Source organism: Pararhizobium sp. LjRoot238 (assembly GCF_964252955.1).
Classification (GTDB): domain Bacteria; phylum Pseudomonadota; class Alphaproteobacteria; order Rhizobiales; family Rhizobiaceae; genus Pararhizobium.
Genome location: NZ_CAXUPP020000001.1, coordinates 1448246 through 1469883, shown reverse-complemented (window position 1 = coordinate 1469883; position 21638 = coordinate 1448246). Strand labels below are relative to the sequence as shown.

The window sequence follows — 21638 nt, the reverse complement described above, 5'->3', positions numbered from 1 at the left end:
CGGGAGTTCTTTGCAGCAAATGACATGAAATCCCCTAAGACCGTCTCTTCGACACTGTTCATCCAGCCCGGAACGCGCAATGCGCGGAAAGGTTCCGTATTTTCATATTGCGACGCAGCAAAGGTCTCACCCTACCTGCGCCGTGATCCAGGCGCGAAAGGCCTGGCTGACAGGATTTTCGAGCTTTCCTTCCGGCACGACCAGATAATAGCTGTTTTCGGTCTGCATCGGCCGGTCGAAGACGACACGCAAACGGTCGGTCGCCAGCTCCTGTTCAATCAGGTACCGCGGCAGGAGCGCAAAGCCGAGGCCGGCGGCAGCGGCCTCGATCACCATGGAAAACTGGTCAAATCGATTGCCGCGATAAGCGGACTTCATCTCGCCGCCATTGCTCTCGAACCACTGAGCCCACATCTTCGGGCGGGTAGCGAGATGCAGGAGCGGTTTGTTTTCCAGTTCGCCCGGCTCCTTCATCGGATGCTGTTCATAAAGGGCGGGACTTGCCACGGGCACGATGATCTCGCTGCAGAGATAGCTGCAGGTCGCGTGCGCCCAGACCGGCTGGCCATAGTGAATGGCGAGGTCGAAATTCTGCTCTTCAAAGTCAAAGGGCTGGGAGCGCGAGGCGATATTGATCACCGTGCCCGGATGCTGCTTCAGGAAATCCGGCAAGCGCGGCGTCAGCCAGCGGCTGCCGAAAGTCGGCAGCGAGGCGATGGAGAGGGTCGATTCCGAGCGCGCCGAGGCCATGGCGCGGACCATCAGTTCCTCCGATTGCGTCAGCAGCCGGCGCACCTCCGGCAGGAATTTCTGCCCGGCATCGGAGAGGATGACCCGCTGGCGGACGCGTTCGAACAGGAGCACGCCGATCTGGCTTTCGAGGTCCTTGATCTGGCGGCTGACGGCGCTCTGCGTCAGGTTCAGTTCCGCTGCGGCCTGGGTGAAGCTGCCGTGGCGCGCGGCGCATTCGAAGGCCTGCAGCGTGGTGACGTCAGGAACCAGTCTTCTACTCAACTTCATTCCGGCCTCGCATGATCATAGTCAGAACTGTCGCAATCAATGCCCATTCGACCGGTATATGATACGAAATGAGAATGATGACCCTATCTGTTCAATACTGCGAGGCGCGCTGCCGTGAAAGAGAATAGTTTCGTATCCACCGACGATATCCGTGTCGCCTTTTCCGCTGCGATGTCGGCTATGTACCGCACCGAAGTGCCTGCTTACGGCACGCTGATGGAACTGGTGGGACAGGTGAACGCGCAAACGCTCGCCGCCGACCCCGACCTGCAGGCCCGGCTCGAGGATACCGATTCGCTGGAGCGCATCTCCGAAGAGCGCCATGGCGCGATCCGCCTCGGCACGCCTGCCGAACTGTCGATGATGCGCCGCGTCTTTGCTATCATGGGCATGCATCCGGTCGGCTACTATGACCTCTCGACTGCCGGCGTGCCGGTCCATGCGACCGCCTTCCGCCCGGTCGGCGACGCCAGCCTGAAGAAGAACCCCTTCCGCGTTTTTACCTCGCTGCTGCGGCTCGACCTGATTAATGACGAGACCCTGCGTGCTGAAGCCGAACAGATCCTGTCCAAGCGCGAAATCTTCACGGCTGGCGCCATTGCGCTGACCGAGAAAGCCGAGAAGGAGGGCGGCCTCGACAAGGCCGATGCCGCACGTTTCGTCGCGGAGGCGCTCGAAACCTTCCGCTGGCACGACAAGGCCAATGTCAGCCCGGACATGTATCACCGCCTGCACGACGCTCACCGGCTGATCGCCGACGTCGTCTCGTTCAAGGGCCCGCACATCAACCACCTGACGCCGCGCACGCTCGATATCGATGCAGTCCAGGCCCGCATGTCTGACTACGGCATCGCCCCGAAGGCGATCGTCGAAGGTCCGCCGACCCGCAAATGCGCCATCCTGCTGCGCCAGACCTCGTTCAAGGCGCTCGAAGAGCCCGTTTCCTTCCAGGCTGCCGATGGAAGCTGGCATCAGGGCTCGCACACCGCCCGCTTCGGCGAAATCGAACAGCGTGGCATCGCACTGACCCCGAAGGGCCGCGCGCTTTACGACGAACTGCTGAATGCCTCCCGCAGGATCGTGCGCCCGGCTGCCGACGGCTCGAATGCGGCGGAGTATGAAAAGGCACTTGCGGACGCCTTCATCCCCTTCCCCGACACATGGGCCGGCATCCGCGCCGAAGGCCTCGGCTACTTCGCCTATTCGCTGACGGCCAAAGGTCGTCAGGCAAAGGTCGATGCTTCGAAGAGCCTCGACAGCCTGATCGCTGAAGGCCTCGTCCAGTTCGATCCGATCGTCTACGAGGATTTTCTGCCCGTCAGTGCCGCCGGTATCTTCCAGTCCAACCTCGGCGACGATGCCGCCCAGGAATTCGTGGCGAGCCCGAACCAGCAGCGCTTCGAGCTCGATCTCGGCGCCAAGGTGCGGAACGAGTTCGATCACTATGCCGGTATCGAGCAGGCCTCCATCGCCGATTGCCGCCAGATGCTTTCCTCCGCTGAGGCCGCGGAGTAGAACTGAAGCGATGATCGACCAACGGCACATTGCGGCACTGACCGGCATTCTCGGCGACAAGGGCATTGTCACCGAGCCTGGCGACATGGCGGCCTATGAGACCGGCGCCCGCTATGACGAAGGCCGGGCCGCCCTCGTCTTGCGGCCGCAGACAACCGAAGAGGTTTCAGCGGCAGTCGCCTATTGCGTGAAGAACGCCATTCCGCTCATTCCGCAGTCCGGCAATACCGGCCTCGTTTCCGGTTCGACGCCGGACGCGACCGGAGCGCAGGCCGTGCTCAGCCTCGACCGGATGACGCAGCGCTTCGAACTCGATCTCGACAACCGCTCGCTGCGGGCCGGGGCCGGGTTCCGGCTTTCGGACGTCAACCAGAAGCTCGAAAAACACGGACTGTTCTTCCCGATCGACCTCGGCGCCGACCCGCGTCTGGGCGGCATGCTGGCCACCAACACCGGCGGCTCGCGCTTCCTGAAATATGGCGACGTGCGCCGCAACACGCTCGGCATCAAGGTCGTGCTGGCAGATGAAGAGGGCACCATCCTCGATCTCACCTCCGATCTGCGCAAGAACAATACCGGCATCGACTGGAAGCAGATCTTCATCGGCACCTCCGGCTCCTTCGGAATCATCACCGAATGCGTGCTGAACCTCGAGCCTCTTCCAAAACAGGTTGCGACCGCCTATCTGGTGCCGGCAAGCGGCGCCCATGTGATGCCGCTGCTGCGGGCCATGGAAGACAGGCTTGGCGCCTATCTTTCGGCGTTTGAAGGCATGTCGAAGAATGCGGTCGCGGCAGCGCTCGATCATGTGCCGTCGCTGAAAAACCCGTTCCAGGGCGGCAACGTCCCGGACTATGTCATCCTCGCCGAAATCTCCCGGACCTGGGAACCGCGCGAGGGTGAACAGCCGCTCGATGCCGTTCTGGAGACGGTGCTGGCCGAGATCTGGGAAAGTGAGGACGCGCCGCTCGCCGATGCCTTCGTCGGCCCGGCACATGAAATGTGGGCGCTGCGCCATGCGCTTTCCGAGGGGGTCAAGCACTCCGGAAAACTGATCGCTTTCGATCTTTCCTTCCGCCGAGGTGATATCATGGCCTTCTGCGATCGTATGAAGGACGAGATGCCGCAAACCTTTCCGGAGGTGACGATCTGCGATTTCGGCCATATCGGCGATGGCGGCGTGCATTTCAATCTCGTCGTGCCGAAGGACAGTTCCTCGGCGACGGACAAGGATTTCGAGCGGCGGCTGCGCGACCGGGTGTTTGCGATCGCCGTTCAGGATTTCAACGGCAGCTTCAGCGCCGAACATGCCATCGGCCGGAAAAACCAGGCCTACTACGACCTTTATACGCAACAGAAGATCAAGGACATGGCCAGAGGCCTCAAAGCCATCACCTCGCCGGGAGACCTCGGCACGGTCAGCTTCGGATAGTCCTTCGAGACAAGAAACGGGAGTTTGCTTATCATGAACATTGCAACAAAGACGGTGAACGTCGTTCAGGAAACGGCCGCACTTCTGGAGAAGCTCGGCGTCGCCAAGGATCTCTATACCGGTGGCGACATGGCCTCCTTCTCGCCCGTGACCGGCGAGCAGATCGCCAGCCTGAAGACGGTTTCGGCCACTGAGGCCGCCGAAAAGATCGAAAAGGCTGACGCAGCGTTTCGCGCCTGGCGTCTCGTGCCGGCGCCGAAGCGCGGCGAACTGATCCGCCTGCTCGGCGAGGAACTGCGCGCCCACAAGGCCGATCTCGGCCGTCTCGTTTCGATCGAAGCCGGCAAGATCCCGTCGGAAGGTCTCGGCGAAGTGCAGGAAATGATCGACATCTGTGATTTCGCCGTCGGTCTCTCCCGTCAGCTTTACGGCCTGACGATCGCCACCGAGCGCCCCGGCCACCGCATGATGGAAACCTGGCACCCGCTCGGCGTCATCGGCGTCATCTCCGCCTTCAACTTCCCGGTTGCCGTCTGGGCATGGAACGCGGCGCTCGCGATCGTCTGCGGCAATGCCGTCGTCTGGAAGCCGTCGGAAAAGACACCACTGACCGCACTTGCATCGCAGGCTATCCTTGACCGCGCCATCGCCCGCTTCGGCGATGCACCGGAAGGCCTCGCACAGGTGCTGATCGGCGATCGCGCCATCGGCGAAGTGCTGGTCGACCACCCGAAGGTGCCGCTGGTTTCGGCGACCGGCTCGACCCGCATGGGCCGCGACGTCGGTCCGCGCCTTGCCAAGCGCTTCGCCCGCGCCATCCTCGAACTCGGCGGCAACAATGGCGGCATCGTCTGCCCGTCGGCCGATCTCGACATGGCGCTGCGCGCCATCGCCTTCGGTGCGATGGGCACGGCCGGCCAGCGCTGCACGACGCTGCGCCGCCTCTTCGTCCATGAAAGCGTCTATGACCAACTCGTTCCGCGCCTGAAGAAGGCTTACCAGAGCGTATCGGTCGGCAACCCGCTGGAATCGACCGCCCTCGTCGGCCCACTGGTCGACAAGCCGGCTTTCGACAACATGCAGAAGGCCCTTGCCGAAGCGAAAGCCCATGGCGGCACGATCACCGGCGGCGAACGCGTCGATCTCGGCCATGCCAACAGCTACTACGTCAAGCCGGCGCTGGTTGAAATGCCGAAGCATGCCGGTCCGGTCCTCGAGGAGACCTTCGCGCCGATCCTCTACGTGATGAAGTACAGCGATTTCGACGCGGCCGTTGCCGATCACAACGCCGTCGGCGCCGGCCTTTCCTCGTCGATCTTCACGCTCGACCTGCAGGAAGCAGAGCGCTTCCTGTCGCCCGACGGTTCCGACTGCGGCATCGCCAACGTCAACATCGGCACCTCGGGTGCTGAAATCGGTGGCGCGTTCGGCGGCGAGAAGGAAACCGGCGGCGGCCGCGAATCCGGCTCGGACGCGTGGAAGGCGTATATGCGCCGCGCCACCAACACCATCAACTATTCGAAGGCCCTGCCGCTGGCTCAGGGCGTCTCGTTCGACATCGAATAATATCGGCGACATCGAATAGGATCTGACATGACCATCAACACGAAGGTTGAGGAGGCGGGCTTTTCGCCCGCCTCGCGGATTTCCACGATCGGCGTTTCGGAAATCCTGAAGATCGGCGCCCGCGCGCAAGCCATGAAACGCGACGGCAAGCCGGTGATCATTCTGGGCGCCGGCGAGCCGGATTTCGACACGCCGGACCACATCAAGCGGGCGGCAACCGCCGCCATGCTGCGAGGCGAGACCAAATATACGGCGCTCGACGGAACGCCGGAACTGAAGGCCGCGATCCGCAAGAAATTCGCGCGCGAAAACGATCTCGCCTACGAACAGGACGAAATCACCGTCGCGACCGGCGCCAAGCAGGTGCTCTTCAACGCCATGATGGCGACGCTCAACCCGGGCGACGAGGTGATCATCCCGACACCGTACTGGACCTCCTATTCGGACATCGTTGAGATCGCCGAGGGCAAGCCGGTCCTGATCGCCTGCACTGCCGAAGCCGGATTCCGGCTCCAGGCCCAGCAGCTCGAAGCAGCGATCACGCCGAAGACCCGCTGGGTGATGCTGAATTCGCCGTCCAACCCATCGGGTGCCGCCTATAGCGCCGAAGACTATCGCCCGCTGCTCGACGTGCTCCTGAAACATCCGCATGTCTGGCTGCTGGTCGACGACATGTACGAACACATCGTCTACGATGGATTCCGTTTCGTCACGCCGGCTGCGCTTGAGCCGCGCCTCAAAAATCGAACGCTGACCGTGAACGGCGTCTCCAAGGCCTATGCCATGACCGGCTGGCGCATCGGCTATGCCGGCGGACCGCGTGACCTGATCAAGGCGATGGCTGTGGTCCAGAGCCAGTCGACCTCCTGCCCGTCCTCGATCAGCCAGGCGGCTGCGGTCGAAGCCTTGACCGGACCTCAGGATTTCCTGAAGGAACGCACCGCGAGCTTCCAGCGCCGCCGCGATCTCGTCGTCGCTGCACTGAACGCCATCGAAGGCGTCGAATGCCGCGTCCCGGAAGGCGCTTTCTACACCTTCTCCGGCTGTGGCCGCCTGCTGGGCAAGACGACACCGGGCGGCAAGCCGATCCAGACGGACACGGACTTCTGTGCCTATCTGCTCGAAGACGCCCATGTCGCGGTCGTGCCGGGTTCCGCCTTCGGCCTTTCACCGTTCTTCCGCATCTCCTACGCCACTTCGGAAACGGAACTGCGCGCGGCGCTGGAGCGCATCGCCAAAGCCTGCGCTGCCTTGCGCTGAATAACCCTTCACGGCCGCGACCTTGCCAGCGGCCGTGAATATCCTTCTACCCTCGTGCCCGCGGGGACACCGAAAGGATTTTGCGCCGCAGAAAATTGCTGCTATCGGGTAAGCTGCAACGATGAGGGCGCCACGCGCCGTGACCGGATACAGACAGGGGCAGCCGGAGCATGTTCTCCAGTTTACGGCAATCGACGGATATCATTGAAAAACTCAGGAAGACATCGTTCGAGCCCGCGCATTCCGACTACTACAAGGGCAAACCCGGACGGCCGCTGAACCTCATCCTCAAGGCGCGCCACGACTTCCTGTCGATCTGGCGCAAAAGCGACTATACCGACAGCGTCACTGCCGCGAAGATCTTCGGACGCCAGATTGTCGTCGTCAATTCGCCGGATGCCATCCGCTACGTCGTCGCCAAACGGCACGAGAATTTCGAGCGCAAGACCCCGCAGATGCGGCGCGCGCTGGAATTCCTGCTCGGCGACGGCCTGTTCATTTCCGATGGTGAAACCTGGAAGCAGCGCCGTCCGCTGGTCAACGATATCGTCCACAAGAACCGTGTGCCGGCTTTCGGTAAGATCATGGAGACCACGGCAAGCGAGCTTGTCCAGCGCTGGGAGTCCCTACCGGACGGCGCCCCCGTCAACGCGCTCTTCGAGATGGCTGGACTGACGGCCGAGATCATTTCCCGCGCCGTTTTCGGCAACGATCTCGGCGAAGAAGCTGCGAATGCCGTCAGCGAGGGGTTCGAGAGCTACCAGTCGCTGATCGATTCCGTCAACATCGGCTATTTTCTCGGCTTCGACGAAGGCCTGCCGGTGTTGCGGACGCCGAAGCTGCGCCGGTCCGTGTCCCGCATCCACCAGATCATCGACAAGGTGGTCGAGGACCATCTGGCCGGGCGCGGCGACGACAATTCGATGGTCGAGCTTCTGGTGCGCCGGCAGAAACGCAATCCGGAGCTGAAGCTCGACGTGGTAGCGCTGCGCAACGAGGCAGCGACGATCTTCATGGCCGGCCACGAGACGACGGCGGCGACGCTGACCTGGGCCTGGTACCTCCTGTCGCGGGCCGGGTGGGTGGAAAAATCCCTGCATGAGGAGATCGCCCGCGTCTGCGGCAACCGCGTGCCGACACTCGACGACATCCCGCAGCTCGAATGGTGCCGCGCCGTCATCGAGGAGACGCTGCGGCTCTATCCGCCGGTGCCGATCCTTGCGCGCCAGGCAAACGAAGCCGACCGCATCGGTGATATCGACGTCAAGCCGGCCTCGCTGATCCTGATCGTGCCGTGGCTGCTGCATCGGACGGAGGCCTTCTTCAAGGACGCGAACCTGTTCAAGCCCGAACGCTTCCTGAATGGCCAGAAACCCATACCCTACAGCTACATCCCCTTCGCCAGCGGACCAAGGGTCTGCCCGGGTCTGCAATTCGGTCTCAATGAGGCGATCCTGTGCCTGGCGATCCTTGCCCAACGCTTCCGGGTCCGGGTGTCGGAGGGCGCCAAGGTGGAGCCGCAATGCCGCCTGACGCTGCGCCCGCGCGGCGGCCTGCCCGTGACGCTGCATCGGCGCTGAGACCACCGGCATGAAAGAGAATTCGACGAACAGGCCAACGATCAAGACCGCAGCTTACGATAGCCGGACCACACCCGGCCTCAAGGCGCTCTGGAGTGGGCGCACAGAACGCAAGGCCTTCCTGCAATACTGGGTGATCGAAAATATCCAGAACGGCGTCGATCTGACCCTGTTTTACGGCATGAAGCTGTTGACTGCCGATATGTGCTCGGCGCTCGGCGCTCGGCTTGGGCTATTTGCGATGCCGCGCTGGCACAAGGGGGCGATCAAAAAGGCACGCTCCAATCTGGCCCGGCTTCTGCCCAGTACGCCGGAGGGCGAGCGCGAATCGCTGATGAAGCGGAACTGGAAGAACCAGGGTCGATTGATGACCGAGTTTTCCGTCGTTATGCGCATGGCTGCCGATCATCGTCGCGTCGAACGCATCGGGACACAGCATCTGGCCGATGCCGCGAGCAAAGGACCTGTGATCCTCGTTGGCCTGCATCTTGGGAACTGGGAACTCATCACCTCGATCGTCACCGGTCTCGGGATTATACCAGGCATCAGCTACGAGCCGCCTCGCGGAAGGGCACGTCGCTGGATTGCGGACCGGGTACGCCTGCAGGCGGGCAGCAACCTTCTGCCGCCGGGCCGGACCGGTGCCCGCCCCATGCTGAAGCGGCTTCGCGACGGCGGCGTGGTCAGCGTCTTCTGCGATGAGGGCTACAAGGGGAAAATTCGCGGGCCGTTTTTCGGGCGCCCTCCGCATCTCGACGGCAATCTGGCGCTTGTCGCCCGCCTTGCCCGGCACACGCACGCAAGCATATGCCCTGTCTATACCATCCGCAGCGGCGACAGCGCGCGGTTCCGATTTTACGCCCTGCCGCCTATCGAGCTACCAGAGGGCAACGCCTCGGACGCGCAGATGATGGAAGACGTCCTTCTTCTGAATTCGGTCATCGAGCCGGTCATTCGCGACCATCTCGACCAGTGGTATTTTCTCGACAACGCCCTTTGACGGCTAGCTTGCAGCCAGCGTCATCCCGCACAACTCGGCGACCAGCGCCACGAAACGCGAACCGGCGATATCGAGCGGTCCGCTATTGTCGATCGTGATCACATCCGCGTCGTCGAGAATATCCGGCGCCTGCCGCTGCAGGCGCTTCAGGATGTCCGCCTCGGTCTCGCGCCCGCGGGCGACGAGGCGTTTGGCGAGAACCTGCGGCGATGCCGTGATGTTGACGACCACGACCTTCGGAAAGACTTCCCGGAACTGCGCAAGCGCCCCGCGACTGCCATTGGCGATCAGGATCCGCCCAGCACGCACGCGATCGAGCGCCTCGCGGGGAATACCATATTTCAGCCCATGTGCCTGCCAGGCGACAGCAAAATCGCCAGCTTCAAACCGGGCGTCGAAGTCACCTTCGGAAACGCTCTCGTGATCCTCACCTCCGGCATCGGAGGGACGGGTAATCACCCTGCGAACGAAGTCGATCTCGGCGCGACTGGCGAAATGCTGCGCGGCGAAACCGATGACGCTGTCCTTGCCGGCGCCGCTTGGCCCAACGACCACGATGATCGCACCCGACCGATGATCCGATGGATAGCCGTGCATCACGCGACCCGCCGGCCTTCGCGCCAGACGGAACGGACAACCGGGATGCCCTCGTGACGCTGGACCCTGACGATATCGGCGCGCAGGCCGGTGGCGATCCGGCCGCGATCGGTGAGACCAACCGTGCGGGCCGGTGTTGCGGTGACCATGGCGAGCGCCTGCGGCAGGCTGACGCTTTCCACCTCGTCCGAAAGCACGAAGGGCGCATGGATCAGGCTGAACGGCACATAGTCGGAGGAGAGCACGTCGAGCACGCCGCGCTCGGCGAGATCGCGCGCAGCGATATTACCCGAATGCGACTTGCCCCGCACGATGTTCGGCGCGCCCATCAGCACGCTCAGGCCCGCGGCATGCGAGGCTTCCGCGGCTTCGAAGCTCGTCGGAAATTCCGCAAGGCGGATACCGAAACCGACCGATTCCTCGACATGGGCGATGGTCGCGTCGTCGTGGCTCGCAATGGTGATGCCGCGCTCGGCGCAGGCCTTGGCGATCTCTGTGCGATGTGGCGCGGCGTATTGGGCGGAAAGCGCCTGCTGGCGGGCGCAGAATTCGGCGAAGGCCTCGTCCGTCATGCCGCGCTTGTTCTTGTAGTAGAGCGTGTACTGATCCATCGTCTGGAACTGCCGCTGGCCCGGCGCATGGTCCATCAGCGAAACGAGGCCGACCTGCGGGTCGTTCTCGAATTCCAGGAAATGGGCGAGCACGTTGTCGGTAGAGACCTCGCAGCGCAGGTGGATGCGGTGGTCTGCCCGCAAGCGATTTTCCTGGGCGGCCTGCGCCAAAGCGTCCGCCATTTCCCGCATCTCGCCCTGCTCGAAGCCGCCATCCTCGTCGGAGCCCATGCGCAGGCAGTCGAAAACCGTGGTGATGCCGGACGTCACGACCTGCGCGTCATGCGCCTGGATCGCTGCCATCTTCAGCCAGCGGACGCCGGGGCGCGGCGAATAATGCGCTTCCAGGTGGTCGGTGTGCAGCTCGACCAGACCGGGGATCAGGTAATCGCCTTCGAAATCCTCACCGGTGCGGCTGGTGCCTTCGGAGATGTCGGCAATCTTGCCGTCGCGGATGAGCACCGAGCCGGTGAGGATCTGGTCCTCGAGGACGATGCGGGCGTTGGAGAGAACGGTTTCAGCGGTCATGTCATGCCATCTTTCGTTTGGACGTGCCGCCAAGCGGCAAAAGCGAGTGAACGGTGAAAGGCGCGCCGCGCGCGTGTTCGGTAAACAGTGCCAGTGATGTGACGGCAAGCGGCTTGCCGATGAACTGCACGAAGGTCTGCTCCAGCAGGGCCCTCATCGACGGCTGCCGCTCCACCGGCACCGGGCCGGTCAGCGTCATGTGGAACTGGAAGCTCTCGAACACATAGGGATACCCCCAGGAGAGCAGATTGCTGCGATGCACGTCGGTCAGCGAATCCGGCGTGCGCCGCGACAAATCCACCGCCGAGAGAGGCGCCCGAAAGGGTTCGAAACGCCGCACCGTCTCATCGGCAAGCGCCTGCAGCTCCGGACAGTCGCCCGCGGGCACCAGCGCGAAAAACGGTCCGAGCTGCCCCAGCGCCATTTCCGGTATCTCGAAGGGGGCGCATTCCTGGGAAAAACTATCGAAGGCGGCGAGCAGCTGCGCTTCGTTTCTCACTGGAGCAAGCGGGAAAGGCGCCTTCAGCGTGCCATGAAAGCCGTAGCGGCGTGGATCGGCGGTCAGTGCCGTCAGTTCAACCGCATCGAAATCGCCGGCGGCTTCAAGCCGTCTGGTTTCGCCGGTGAAGGGGTTGCTTCCGAGCCAGTTCGCCGCCGCAATCGTCAGCGGGTGGTCTTCATCCGGCGTGATATAGAATGCGTAGCGCACGGTCCATTCCCTATCAAGGATGTCACGGGAGCGTCGATCGGACGGGCCGATGAGACGCCGTCGCTACGCGCTTTTCGTGACATTATCGTGATGGCCGGCGATGAACCGGCACGTTTTTCAATGTGCTTTCTGGCCCATCAGACGCGAGCGCAGAAGATTGGAGACGCTGTCGAATAAGAAGACGACGACGAGAATCAGGATAACCATGTAACAGACGTTTTCCCAGTCGGAATTCGTCCGTATCGCTTCCCAGAGTTTGAGGCCGATACCGCCCGCACCGACCGCTCCGATGATAGTTGCCGACCGGGTGTTGGATTCCCAGAAATAGAGCGCCTGGCTGGTAAAAACCGGCAGGACCTGCGGCAGGACACCAAACCGCTGCACGGTAAGCGGCGCGGCTCCGACCGATTTCACGCCCTCGCGCTGCTTGTCGTCGATATTCTCCAGCGCTTCCGAATAGAGTTTTCCGAGCGTGCCGGTATCGGTGAAAAAGATCGCCGACATGCCGGCCAGCGGCCCGGGACCGAAGGCACGGGTGAAAAACAGCGCCCAGATCAGCATGTCGACGGACCGCAGGAAATCGAAGAATCGCTTGGTGACCTGGTTCAGCACACCGTTGCGGGTGATGTTGCGTGCCGCAAGGAAGCAGAGCGGGAAGGCGACGATCGAGGCAAACAGGGTGCCGACGAAGGCCATGACGATGGTCTGCAACAGCTTGGTCCAGACGTCGAGATGCTGCCATTCGGCATTGTAGAGGATGTTGCTCCAGGCGAGCGACAGGTTGGAGCGGCTCGGATCAAGGCGCTCGCCGCTAAGGATCAGGCTCGCCACTTCGCCGAAGGACTTGTTGAAGAACGGCGAGTTGGTATCGAAAATGAAATTGGCCCAGCCGGGGAAGCGATTGTGGATGCTGATCTTCTCCCCGTCGACATCAGCCCAGCCGGTCATGCCGAAGGCGAGCGTGATCTTCTCGCCTGGCCGCTTCTGTGTTGCCCACTTCGGCAGCGCCCCTTCCGGCTGCACGCCACGGACGGGATCGAGGTCGATCAGCAGCGTTTCGCCGTTGTGCGTGGCGGTCACCTTGCGATCGGCGACATCGATGCTGGTCGTGCGGTTGTAGCTGATCGTTGCGCGGCTAACGATCTCTTCGGTGCGGATCTCGGGTTGAGCTTCGGCCTGCGCGCTGCTGCCGACCACCGAATTCGGTGCCATGAAGCTCGATCCCTTCCTGGGCGCAGCCTGCTGGGCGACGGCCGGAGCATCGATGGTGCGCTCCACCATCTTCGTCTTGATCTTGACCCAATCCGGCTTGGCATCCGGTCCGAGCGGCGAAAAGCGCGGGTAGACGATCTGCATTGCACCGTCGGCGGCGATCCTGATATCCGGGCGAACTTCGTAAGAGACCCAGTCGGCCAGATAGGTGCCGGCAATGCCCCAATTGGCGTTCACGAGGACCTGGCCGATCGAGAAGAACCACCAGCTATAGATCATGTAGAACGCGATGCCGGCAAAGATCATGGCCGAGCGAATGCGCTTGCGCGACGAACCGTGGATCAGATGCGGATGGCGGGCTGCGATCGCTTCCCTCTCAGCGGCGTTCATCATGGTGTTAACGGTCATGGTCCGCTCCTATTGCGCAAGCTGGAAGGCCTGGTCGCCGACGAGATGGCGGCGCAGCCATGCGGAAAACTGATCGACGGCGATGATCGTCGAGAACAGGAGGAGGATGATCGCCAGCGTCTTTGCCTCATGACCCTGGCCGATCGACAGGCGCAGCGGCTCGCCGATACCGCCGCCGCCGACGGCACCGATGATGGTCGAGGCGCGCACGTTGATCTCCAGGCGCAGCAGGAAATAGCTCACGAAGTTCGGCAGAACCTGTGGCACGATGCCGAACCAGACGCGCTCGATCCAATTGCCGCCGGCGGCTCTTAAACCCTCATCCGGCTTCATGTCGGCATTTTCGACGACTTCGAAGAACAGCTTGCCGAGCGCACCGATCGTATGGATCGATACGGCGATCATGGCCGGGATCGGCCCGAGCGACAGGACGGCGAGAAAGAAGCCGGCGATGACGACCTCCGGAAAGGCGCGCAATATTTCCATGAAGCGGCGCACAAGACCGCGTATCCAAGGGTTCGGCATCAGGTTGCGGGCCGCAAAGAAGCAGAGGAGAAAACCGAAGAACATGCCGAAGATGGTGGAGAAGATTGCGATATTCAGCGTTTCCAGCATCTTATAGAAATATTCGGGCACGTAGATCGTGTCCGTCAGATACAAGCGGCCTTCGGGATAATTGTACTTGAAGCTGCCATCGTCATAGGGCGAGGGAAGATCGAACAAAGCGCTGCCGATTTCAGCGCCGTCGCGCGGCACGAGATCGCCGACGAAATCAAAGAAATAGGGCAACCGGTCGAAGAACTTGCCGGCGTTGGTCTCGTTGGCAAACCAGAGAGACCCGGAAAGAGCCATGGCAAGCAATGCGAGACCTATGAAAGTGTAGGTCCGGCGGCGGAGATTGAGCGCCTGCCAATGGCGTTCGACCAGAGCGCCGTTGTCGCTCAAGGTCGGGGAAAGCGCTGACGTGGCCATGGAGTCTCCGGCAAAAACGTGGCGGCTTCAGCGGGCATCACGCTCATGAAGCCTGTCCAGACGAGGAAACGCTGGCCGGCAGGACCGGCCAGCGCTTTAAATTCAGCGATATCAGCCGCCGATGGTCGACTTGCGAGCATCGATGATCGGCTTGTAGAAGTCGGAGTTGACTTCGACGAAGCCCTTGTATTCGCCGCCCTCGACTGCCGCGAAGCAGGCCGCATCGGTCTTCGGCAGGTCCATCATGAACTGCTTGAACTTGGCCTTGACGTCGGCGCTGAGTGACGAACGGACGACGGTCGGGCCGTTCGGGATCAGCGGCGAGCGCCACAGTTCGACCAGGTCGTTCATGTCGAGGATACCCTTGTCGACCATCTTGCGCAGGTTGCCGGAGGTGTAACCTTCCTTGAACTCGCCGATACCCGAGCCGAAGGTCGTGCCTGCGTCGAAGGTGCCCTTCAGCACTTCGAGCACGAGGTTTTCATGGCCGCCACCGAAACCGGTCTCGGCGAAGAATTCCTTGACCGGCATGCCGATCGTTTCCGGCAGGGTGACGTTCGGGATCAGGTAGCCCGAGGTGGAGTCCGGATCAGCGAAGCCGAGCTTCTTGCCCTTGAGGTCCTCGACCTTGGTGATGCCCGAATCCTTGCGAGCAACCATGATCGAATAATAGCCGGTCGAACCGTCGGTCTGTTCGGTGGTCAGGATCGGCTCGACGGCGTCAGCCTTGGCGAGGTAGATCTTGGCGTAGCCGGAAGCGCCGAGTTCGGCAAAATCGAGCGTGCCTCCCAGCAGACCCTGGATGACGCCGTCATAGTCTGCCGCCGGGAAGAACGATACTTTCTCGACGTTGAGCGCGGTCTTCAGGTGGTCGCCAAGGCACTGGAAGTTGCGCAGGCGGTCGGCTTCGTTTTCGCCGCCGATGATGCCGACGCGGAATTCCTTGAGGTCTTCAGCCTGAACGTGGCCGACGAGGGCAAAGAGCGCAACGGCGCTCAGAAGTGCTTTCTTCAACATAAGGGTCATCTCCTGTTTTCCCGGCCGCGCCGGTTCACATTCGGTTGCAAGGTCCTGCCCTTGACGCGGGCTCTCGATCGTGGCGGGTAACTATTTGTCTAAGCGTGATGTCATCCGAAAACCGCTGCGCACTTTTCGGCATCACGCTTTACAGTCCGGCCAGTGCCAGCGGCCTGAGGCTGGCGGATTTCTGATTGTCCTGCGCTGCAGGAATATTGATGCTGGTCGAGGTCAGCGATTCCTCGATTTGCGTGTCGCCGCCGTAGATTTCGGCGACGGCGGCGGCCGTCAGATTGTTGGGCTGACCGTCGAAGACGACGCGGCCATGCGCCATGCCGATGATGCGCTCGCAGTAATTGCGCGCCGTATCCAGCGTGTGCAGGTTGGTGACGACGGTGATGCCCTCGCGCTCGTTGATGTCGCGCAGCGCGTCCATGACGATCTTGGCATTGAGCGGATCGAGCGAGGCGATCGGCTCGTCGGCAAGCAGCATCTTCGGCTGCTGCATCAGAGCGCGGGCGATGGCGACGCGCTGCTGCTGGCCGCCGGAAAGCGTGCCTGCCGGCTGCAGCGCCGTCTGCTCGATGCCGAGCCGCTCCAGCGCGCCGATTGCCATGATGCGCTCTTCGCGGGTGAACATGTTGAGAATGCTGAGCACCGTCGAACGGTGATTGAGACGGCCAAGCAGCACGTTGGTGAGCACATCGAGGCGCGGCACCAGATTGAACTGCTGGAAGATCATCGCACAATCGCGCTGCCAGTTGCGCAGCGCTGCACCGCGCAGCGAGGAGACTTCGAGATCGCCGAAATGGATGGAGCCGGACGAGACGTCGTTGAGCCGATTGATCATTCGAAGCAGCGTCGACTTGCCGGCGCCCGACCGGCCGATGATGCCGACCATCTGGCCCTGCGGAATGTCGAAGGTAACCGAATTGACGGCAATCTTCTTGCCGAACTGTCGCGTTACATTCTTCAACTGGAACATGGGCACTCGTCCTCTTGGCAGTGGTACCGATCATCGGCACGATCCTTGCCATAACGGCGCTTGATGAAGCAGGAATGTCAGATTGATGTAGGTTTTGTTACAGTCCACAATCCCCGCGCAGGCAGGGGTTGTGAAGCAAAAAGTCACGCATTGTGACGGGCGAGGAATGCATCTGCGTCCAGCATTCGGAAGTCGTTCAGGGCATCGCGCAGCCTGCCGTGATCCCAGTCCCACCAGGCGAGCTTTTCGAAGCGCCCGGCGATCTCCCTGCCGAAGCGCTCGCGGATCAGCTTTGCCGGAACGCCGCCGACGATGGTGTAGGGCGCGACGTCCTTCGAGACGACGGCGCCCGCGCCGATCACCGCGCCATTGCCAACCTTGACGCCCGGCAGCACCGTCGCGCCGTGGCCGATCCAGACATCATGGCCGATGATGACGCAGTTTTCCCGGCGCCAGGCGAAGAAATCCTGGTCCATGTCCGCATCCGGCCAATAATCCTTAGCCCGGTAAGTAAAATGGTGCAGCGTCGCCCGCCAGACCGGATGGTTGGTCGCGTTGATGCGCACCGAGGAGGCGATATTGGCGAATTTGCCGATCGTCGCGCACCACACCGAGCCGTCTTCCATGATGTAGGAATAATCGCCGATTTCCGTTTCAGAAATACGGCAGCGCTCGGCGATTTCGGTGTAGCGGCCGACCGTGCAATCGGTCACCCGCGCCGTCTCGTGGATGAGCGGCTTTTCCGACAGCTTGATGGTCATGCGGCAGCCTTTCGCGGCGAAAAGGCGGAGACGTCGAGGATGCGGTCGGCAACGGCGTCGCGCACTTCCTCGTCATGGAAGATACCGAGAAGTGCGACACCTTCGGCCTTCTTGGCGGCGATCATCTCGACGACGACGCGGCGGTTCTTCGCATCGAGCGAGGCCGTCGGCTCGTCGAGCAGAAGGATCGCATGATCGGTGATGAAACCGCGGGCGATATTGACGCGCTGCTGCTCGCCGCCGGAGAAGGTCGCCGGCGGCAATTGCCAGAGTTCGCGCGGCAGGTTGAGCTTGGCCAGCAGATCGGACGCCTTTTCGCGCGCGTCGGCCTGCGAAGCTCCGCGCGCTAGAAGCGGTTCGGCAACAACGCCCAGCGCCGAAACACGCGGAACGACTCGCAGGAACTGGCTCACATAACCGAGCGTGTCGCGGCGGACTTCCAGAACGGCGCGGGGTGCCGCGCTGGCGAGATCTACCAGCTGGCCGTGATGCTCGATCAGGATCTGTCCGGCATCGACGGCGTAATTGCCATAGAGCATCTTCAGGATCGAACTCTTGCCGACGCCGGACGGACCGCCAAGCACGACGCATTCGCCCCTTTTGACGGAGAAGGAAACGCCGGCGACGACAGGCAGGGTGATGCCGTCACGCAGATGCATGGTGAAGCTCTTGGCGACTTCGGAAACAACAAGCGGAGTGGCCATTGTCAGTTCTCCTGTTTGAGCATGGTTCTGGCCGAAAACCGGGTCCCACTTTTCGTAACCATGCTCAGACCTGCAGGATCGAGGAAACGAGTAGCTGGGTGTAGGGCTCGCGCGGATCGTCAAGCACCCGGTCGGTGAGACCCTGCTCGATCACCACGCCATCCTTCATCACCATCATGCGGTGGGAGAGAAGGCGGGCGACGGCGAGGTCATGCGTGACGATGATCGCCGACAGGCCGAGATCGTGGACGAGACCGCGCACCAGGTCGAGCAGGCGCGCCTGAACCGAGACGTCGAGGCCGCCGGTCGGCTCGTCCATGAAGACGAGACGCGGGGAGGTGACGAGATTGCGGGCGATCTGCAGGCGTTGGCGCATGCCGCCGGAAAAGGCGCGCGGCTGATCGTCGATGCGGTCTTCTTCGATCTCGACCCGACGCAGCCAGTCGGTGGCGGTCGCCCGGATTTGCCCGTAATGCCGGTCGCCGACCGCCATTAACCGCTCGCCGACATTGGCGCCGGCCGACACCGTCATGCGCAGACCATCGGCCGGGTTCTGATGAACAAAGCCCCAGTCGGTGCGCATCAGGAAACGGCGCTCGGCCTCGCCCATGCGGGCAAGATCACGGTACTGACCGTCGCGCATGTGATATTCAACGACGCCGGAGGTCGGCATCAGCCGGGTAGACAGGCACGAAAGAAGCGTCGTCTTGCCGGAACCGGATTCGCCGACGATGGCCAGCACCTCGCCGGGCCAGAGCTCGAACGAGACATTGCGGCAGCCGACACGGCCGCCGTAGAATTTCGAGATGTCGCTGACCTTGAGAAGGGGGGGTGTCGTCATTTCTGCATCTCCTTCATGCCGTGCCGAGGGTTACCCCCCTCTGTCCTGCCGGACATCTCCCCCTCAAGGGGGGAGATCGGCTGGGCGCACCATTCGGGCCTATCGGCCATCGGCATTTGCCGCGCCCCAAAAATCATGTTTGACGGACGAGGGTTCAGCGGCCCGATCTCCCCCCTTGAGGGGGAGATGTCACGAAGTGATAGAGGGGGGTAAAGCCTCGGCAAACTGATGGCTGCGACGGTATTCATTCCGCAGCCTCTTGCCGCCCCAGCATCTCGCCGGCATGGCCGTGTTCGCGGCGGTCCTCACAATGGTCGGTATCGGAGCAGACGAACATGCGTCCGCCCTTGTCGTCGAGCACCACTTCATCGAGGTAGACGTGTTCTGCGCCGCAAAGCGCACACGGCTTGTCGAAATGCTGGATCTCGAAGGGATGGTCCTCGAAATCGAGGCTGACGACGTCAGTATAGGGTGGCACGGCATAGATGCGCTTTTCGCGGCCGGCGCCGAACAATTGCAGCGCTTCCGACATATGCATCTTCGGATTGTCGAACTTCGGCGTCGGCGACGGGTCCATCACGTAGCGCCCTTCGACCTTGACCGGATAGGCATAGGTCGTGGCGATATGGCCGTTGCGGGCGATGTCCTCGTAGAGCTTCACATGCATGAGGCCGTATTCCTCCAACGCATGCATCTTGCGGGTCTCGGTCTCGCGCGGCTCGAGGAAACGCAGGGGTTCGGGGATCGGCACCTGATAGACCAGCGTCTGCCCGGCCTTCAGCGCTTCCTCCGGAATGCGGTGGCGCGTCTGGATGATCGTCGCTTCGCGCGTCTTCGTTGTTACCGCGACATTGGCGACCTTCTGGAAGAAGGCACGGATCGAAACGGCGTTGGTCGTGTCATCGGCGCCCTGGTCGATGACCTTCAGCACATCGTCCGGACCCAGGATCGCCGCCGTCACCTGCACGCCGCCGGTGCCCCAGCCATAGGGCATCGGCATTTCGCGGGAGGCGAAGGGAACCTGATAGCCGGGTATCGCGATCGCCTTGAGGATGGCGCGGCGGATCATCCGCTTGGTCTGCTCGTCGAGATAGGCGAAGTTGTATGTGGCAAGGTCAGGCATTGTCGATTACCTTGAGGTGCAGGGGACCACGGGAGAAAGATCCGGAATGGAAGCCGAACCGAGCGCCTTTGGCGGATTGCCAATCATTCTGGCGGGCCTTGTCATTTTGGCTGTGGTCCTGATGGGAGACCGCGCTGCGAAGAAGAGAAAGAGCCACGCGGCGGGATCGGGAGGAGACGGCAGCGTCTATGCAGGCAGCGATGGAGATGCCGGCGGGGATTGCGGTGGAGATGGTGGAGGAGGCGATTGATCCGCGGCACGACAGTCGATGTCTCACAAGGCGGCCCCTCCAGGAGGGAACGGGTTTGCGATCTTGCGGTCAGCGCGTCACTGTGCAACTCGAAGAGATGATGATCGGCATCGTCGAAGTAGATCGACCGTCCCTCGCCTTCGGCATCCAGCCGCGGCACCATGACATCGAGCCCGAGCGAGCGGATGCGTTCGAGATAGATCTCCATGTCTTCATCGCGGATATTGAAGGCGACGTGGTTGTAGGCGTGCTCGCTTAGGCCCTTGCCTTTCACAATCGCAATCCGCAGATCCCCGATCGTGAACAGTTTCTCGAGCGAATGCTTCTTCTCGCCTCCCGCATGAACCTGCGTTGCGCCGAAGACCGTTTCGAGAATCTCCGTCATGCGCTGGAGATTGCTGACGACAAATGTGATGCGGGAAAGGTTTTCAATCATTCGGCCGCCTCCCGGATACTACCATTCTTGTCAGCGCCGGACTTTGCGTCGTATTCGGCGCGCATGCGGCGCACGAGATCGAGCTCGGCTTGGAAATCGACATAATGCGGCAGCTTCAGGTGTTCGACGAAGCCGGTCGCCTGGACGTTGTCGGAATGCGAAATGACAAATTCCTCGTCCTGCGCCGGTGCGACGATATCCTCGCCGAATTCCTCGGCACGAAGCGCCCGATCGACCAGCGACATGGCCATGGCCTTGCGCTCGCTCTGACCGAAGACGAGGCCATAGCCGCGGGTGAACTGCGGAGGGTTCCTGGCCGACCCCTGGAACTGGTTGACCATCTGGCATTCGGTCACCTGGATGCGGCCGAGCGAGACGGCGAAGCCGAGTTCGGGAACATCGAGTTCGACCTCGACTTCGCCGATGCGGACTTCGCCGACGAAAGGATGGGTCCGGGCATAGCCGCGCTGGGTCGAATAGGCGAGCGCCAGCAGAAACCCCTCGTCGCCACGCGCCAGCGCCTGCAGGCGCAGGTCGCGGTTCAATGGAAATTCCAAGGGCTCGCGCGTCAGGTCGCCGGGCATATGATCCTCCGGCAGCTTGCCGTCACCCTCGATCAGGCCTTCGCCGGCGAGAATATCGGAGACGCGCATCACCGGGCTTTCGTCAGCACCGCGGCGAACGGGATCGGCGACCGGCTCGTCCGTCAGCAGCGACGGATCAAGCAGGCGATGGGTATAGTCGAAGGTCGGACCCAGAAGCTGGCCGCCGGGCAGGTCCTTGTAAGTTGCCGAGACGCGGCGCTCGATCTTCATGCTTGCCGTGTCGACCGGCTCCGACATGCCGAACCGCGGCAGCGTCGTGCGGTAGGCGCGCAGGATGAAGATCGCCTCGATCATGTCGCCGCGTGCCTGCCGGACGGCAAGGGCCGCCAGTTCGCGGTCGTAAAGCGAGGCTTCCGCCATGACACGATCGACCGCAAGGCCAAGCTGGGCGACGATCTGGTCGATCGAGATCGCAGGCAGCGACCGGTCGCCGCGACGGCGGTCAGCGAGAAGCTGGTGCGCATTGGCGATGGCTGCCTCGCCACCCTTGACTGCAACATACATGA

The 21638-nt window shown here is 62.2% G+C and carries 20 protein-coding genes; 6 read left to right on the top strand and 14 right to left on the bottom strand.

Annotated elements, in window-relative coordinates:
• Positions 1–126: 126 nt before the first annotated feature.
• Positions 127–1020, bottom strand: a complete 894-nt coding sequence (locus ACSQ3F_RS07280) for a LysR family transcriptional regulator (RefSeq protein ID WP_436099607.1) — start codon at positions 1018–1020, stop codon at positions 127–129.
• Between the two features lie 114 nt (positions 1021–1134).
• Between ACSQ3F_RS07280 and hglS the strand changes: the two genes are divergently transcribed.
• The 6 genes from hglS (at position 1135) to ACSQ3F_RS07250 (ending at position 9373) form a co-directional block, all read left to right on the top strand.
• On the top strand, positions 1135–2535 hold the full coding sequence (gene hglS / locus ACSQ3F_RS07275) for a 2-oxoadipate dioxygenase/decarboxylase HglS (RefSeq protein WP_436099606.1): 1401 nt from the start codon (positions 1135–1137) through the stop codon (positions 2533–2535).
• Positions 2536–2545: 10 nt separating this feature from the next.
• A complete protein-coding gene (locus tag ACSQ3F_RS07270; protein ID WP_436099605.1) occupies positions 2546–3967 on the top strand; it encodes an FAD-binding oxidoreductase in 1422 nt (473 codons plus the stop codon).
• Between the two features lie 33 nt (positions 3968–4000).
• On the top strand, positions 4001–5533 hold the full coding sequence (gene amaB / locus ACSQ3F_RS07265) for an L-piperidine-6-carboxylate dehydrogenase (RefSeq protein ID WP_436099604.1): 1533 nt from the start codon (positions 4001–4003) through the stop codon (positions 5531–5533).
• Positions 5534–5560: 27 nt separating this feature from the next.
• A complete protein-coding gene (locus ACSQ3F_RS07260; RefSeq protein ID WP_436099603.1) occupies positions 5561–6793 on the top strand; it encodes a pyridoxal phosphate-dependent aminotransferase in 1233 nt (410 codons plus the stop codon).
• 170 nt (positions 6794–6963) lie between these two features.
• The gene (locus tag ACSQ3F_RS07255; protein WP_436099602.1) at positions 6964–8373 is read left to right on the top strand and encodes a cytochrome P450; all 1410 of its coding nucleotides are present in this window, start codon (positions 6964–6966) and stop codon (positions 8371–8373) included.
• 10 nt (positions 8374–8383) lie between these two features.
• Entirely contained in the window at positions 8384–9373 is a 990-nt protein-coding gene (locus tag ACSQ3F_RS07250) for a lysophospholipid acyltransferase family protein (RefSeq protein ID WP_436099601.1), read from the top strand.
• Positions 9374–9376: 3 nt separating this feature from the next.
• On the opposite strand, the gene phnN is transcribed toward ACSQ3F_RS07250, so the two are convergent.
• The 13 genes from phnN to ACSQ3F_RS07185 all read right to left on the bottom strand — a co-directional run bounded on the left by phnN (position 9377) and on the right by ACSQ3F_RS07185 (position 21636).
• Positions 9377–9970 carry a phosphonate metabolism protein/1,5-bisphosphokinase (PRPP-forming) PhnN gene (gene phnN, locus ACSQ3F_RS07245; protein ID WP_436099600.1) on the bottom strand — a complete coding sequence of 198 codons (594 nt, stop codon included), beginning with the start codon at positions 9968–9970 and terminating at the stop codon, positions 9377–9379.
• The gene (locus ACSQ3F_RS07240; RefSeq protein ID WP_436099599.1) at positions 9970–11109 is read right to left on the bottom strand and encodes an alpha-D-ribose 1-methylphosphonate 5-triphosphate diphosphatase; all 1140 of its coding nucleotides are present in this window, start codon (positions 11107–11109) and stop codon (positions 9970–9972) included. Before ACSQ3F_RS07240 ends, phnN begins: the two co-directional genes overlap by 1 nt.
• 1 nt (position 11110) lies before the next feature.
• Positions 11111–11818 carry a DUF1045 domain-containing protein gene (locus tag ACSQ3F_RS07235; RefSeq protein WP_436099598.1) on the bottom strand — a complete coding sequence of 236 codons (708 nt, stop codon included), beginning with the start codon at positions 11816–11818 and terminating at the stop codon, positions 11111–11113.
• A gap of 117 nt (positions 11819–11935) precedes the next feature.
• Entirely contained in the window at positions 11936–13438 is a 1503-nt protein-coding gene (gene phnE, locus ACSQ3F_RS07230) for a phosphonate ABC transporter, permease protein PhnE (protein ID WP_436099597.1), read from the bottom strand.
• A 9-nt stretch (positions 13439–13447) separates the two neighbouring features.
• A complete protein-coding gene (phnE, locus tag ACSQ3F_RS07225; protein WP_436099596.1) occupies positions 13448–14410 on the bottom strand; it encodes a phosphonate ABC transporter, permease protein PhnE in 963 nt (320 codons plus the stop codon).
• 111 nt (positions 14411–14521) lie between these two features.
• Entirely contained in the window at positions 14522–15427 is a 906-nt protein-coding gene (gene phnD / locus ACSQ3F_RS07220) for a phosphonate ABC transporter substrate-binding protein (protein WP_436099595.1), read from the bottom strand.
• A 148-nt stretch (positions 15428–15575) separates the two neighbouring features.
• Entirely contained in the window at positions 15576–16412 is an 837-nt protein-coding gene (gene phnC, locus ACSQ3F_RS07215) for a phosphonate ABC transporter ATP-binding protein (protein WP_436099594.1), read from the bottom strand.
• A 143-nt stretch (positions 16413–16555) separates the two neighbouring features.
• A complete protein-coding gene (locus ACSQ3F_RS07210) occupies positions 16556–17173 on the bottom strand; it encodes a DapH/DapD/GlmU-related protein (RefSeq protein WP_436099593.1) in 618 nt (205 codons plus the stop codon).
• On the bottom strand, positions 17170–17877 hold the full coding sequence (phnL, locus tag ACSQ3F_RS07205; protein WP_436099592.1) for a phosphonate C-P lyase system protein PhnL: 708 nt from the start codon (positions 17875–17877) through the stop codon (positions 17170–17172). The genes ACSQ3F_RS07210 and phnL overlap by 4 nt, the downstream gene beginning before the upstream one ends.
• A 64-nt stretch (positions 17878–17941) precedes the next feature.
• Positions 17942–18718 carry a phosphonate C-P lyase system protein PhnK gene (phnK, locus tag ACSQ3F_RS07200; protein ID WP_436099591.1) on the bottom strand — a complete coding sequence of 259 codons (777 nt, stop codon included), beginning with the start codon at positions 18716–18718 and terminating at the stop codon, positions 17942–17944.
• 244 nt (positions 18719–18962) lie between these two features.
• On the bottom strand, positions 18963–19841 hold the full coding sequence (locus tag ACSQ3F_RS07195) for an alpha-D-ribose 1-methylphosphonate 5-phosphate C-P-lyase PhnJ (RefSeq protein WP_436099590.1): 879 nt from the start codon (positions 19839–19841) through the stop codon (positions 18963–18965).
• A 101-nt stretch (positions 19842–19942) separates the two neighbouring features.
• Entirely contained in the window at positions 19943–20527 is a 585-nt protein-coding gene (locus tag ACSQ3F_RS07190) for a VOC family protein (protein WP_436099589.1), read from the bottom strand.
• The gene (locus ACSQ3F_RS07185; RefSeq protein ID WP_436099588.1) at positions 20524–21636 is read right to left on the bottom strand and encodes a carbon-phosphorus lyase complex subunit PhnI; all 1113 of its coding nucleotides are present in this window, start codon (positions 21634–21636) and stop codon (positions 20524–20526) included. Before ACSQ3F_RS07185 ends, ACSQ3F_RS07190 begins: the two co-directional genes overlap by 4 nt.
• Between the last annotated feature and the right edge of the window lie 2 nt (positions 21637–21638).

What these genes read in the sequence shown, in the direction of transcription:
- ACSQ3F_RS07280 (WP_436099607.1), bottom strand. Translation starts at nt 1,020, where the DNA reads ATGAAGTTGAGTAGAAGACTGGTTCCTGACGTCACCACGCTGCAGGCC.
- ACSQ3F_RS07270 (WP_436099605.1), top strand. Translation starts at nt 2,546, where the DNA reads ATGATCGACCAACGGCACATTGCGGCACTGACCGGCATTCTCGGCGAC.
- amaB (WP_436099604.1), top strand. Translation starts at nt 4,001, where the DNA reads ATGAACATTGCAACAAAGACGGTGAACGTCGTTCAGGAAACGGCCGCA.
- ACSQ3F_RS07260 (WP_436099603.1), top strand. Translation starts at nt 5,561, where the DNA reads ATGACCATCAACACGAAGGTTGAGGAGGCGGGCTTTTCGCCCGCCTCG.
- ACSQ3F_RS07255 (WP_436099602.1), top strand. Translation starts at nt 6,964, where the DNA reads ATGTTCTCCAGTTTACGGCAATCGACGGATATCATTGAAAAACTCAGG.
- ACSQ3F_RS07250 (WP_436099601.1), top strand. Translation starts at nt 8,384, where the DNA reads ATGAAAGAGAATTCGACGAACAGGCCAACGATCAAGACCGCAGCTTAC.
- phnN (WP_436099600.1), bottom strand. Translation starts at nt 9,970, where the DNA reads ATGCACGGCTATCCATCGGATCATCGGTCGGGTGCGATCATCGTGGTC.
- ACSQ3F_RS07240 (WP_436099599.1), bottom strand. Translation starts at nt 11,109, where the DNA reads ATGACCGCTGAAACCGTTCTCTCCAACGCCCGCATCGTCCTCGAGGAC.
- phnE (WP_436099597.1), bottom strand. Translation starts at nt 13,438, where the DNA reads ATGACCGTTAACACCATGATGAACGCCGCTGAGAGGGAAGCGATCGCA.
- phnE (WP_436099596.1), bottom strand. Translation starts at nt 14,410, where the DNA reads ATGGCCACGTCAGCGCTTTCCCCGACCTTGAGCGACAACGGCGCTCTG.
- phnD (WP_436099595.1), bottom strand. Translation starts at nt 15,427, where the DNA reads ATGTTGAAGAAAGCACTTCTGAGCGCCGTTGCGCTCTTTGCCCTCGTC.
- phnC (WP_436099594.1), bottom strand. Translation starts at nt 16,412, where the DNA reads ATGTTCCAGTTGAAGAATGTAACGCGACAGTTCGGCAAGAAGATTGCC.
- ACSQ3F_RS07210 (WP_436099593.1), bottom strand. Translation starts at nt 17,173, where the DNA reads ATGACCATCAAGCTGTCGGAAAAGCCGCTCATCCACGAGACGGCGCGG.
- phnL (WP_436099592.1), bottom strand. Translation starts at nt 17,877, where the DNA reads ATGGCCACTCCGCTTGTTGTTTCCGAAGTCGCCAAGAGCTTCACCATG.
- phnK (WP_436099591.1), bottom strand. Translation starts at nt 18,718, where the DNA reads ATGACGACACCCCCCCTTCTCAAGGTCAGCGACATCTCGAAATTCTAC.
- ACSQ3F_RS07195 (WP_436099590.1), bottom strand. Translation starts at nt 19,841, where the DNA reads ATGCCTGACCTTGCCACATACAACTTCGCCTATCTCGACGAGCAGACC.
- ACSQ3F_RS07190 (WP_436099589.1), bottom strand. Translation starts at nt 20,527, where the DNA reads ATGATTGAAAACCTTTCCCGCATCACATTTGTCGTCAGCAATCTCCAG.
- ACSQ3F_RS07185 (WP_436099588.1), bottom strand. Translation starts at nt 21,636, where the DNA reads ATGTATGTTGCAGTCAAGGGTGGCGAGGCAGCCATCGCCAATGCGCAC.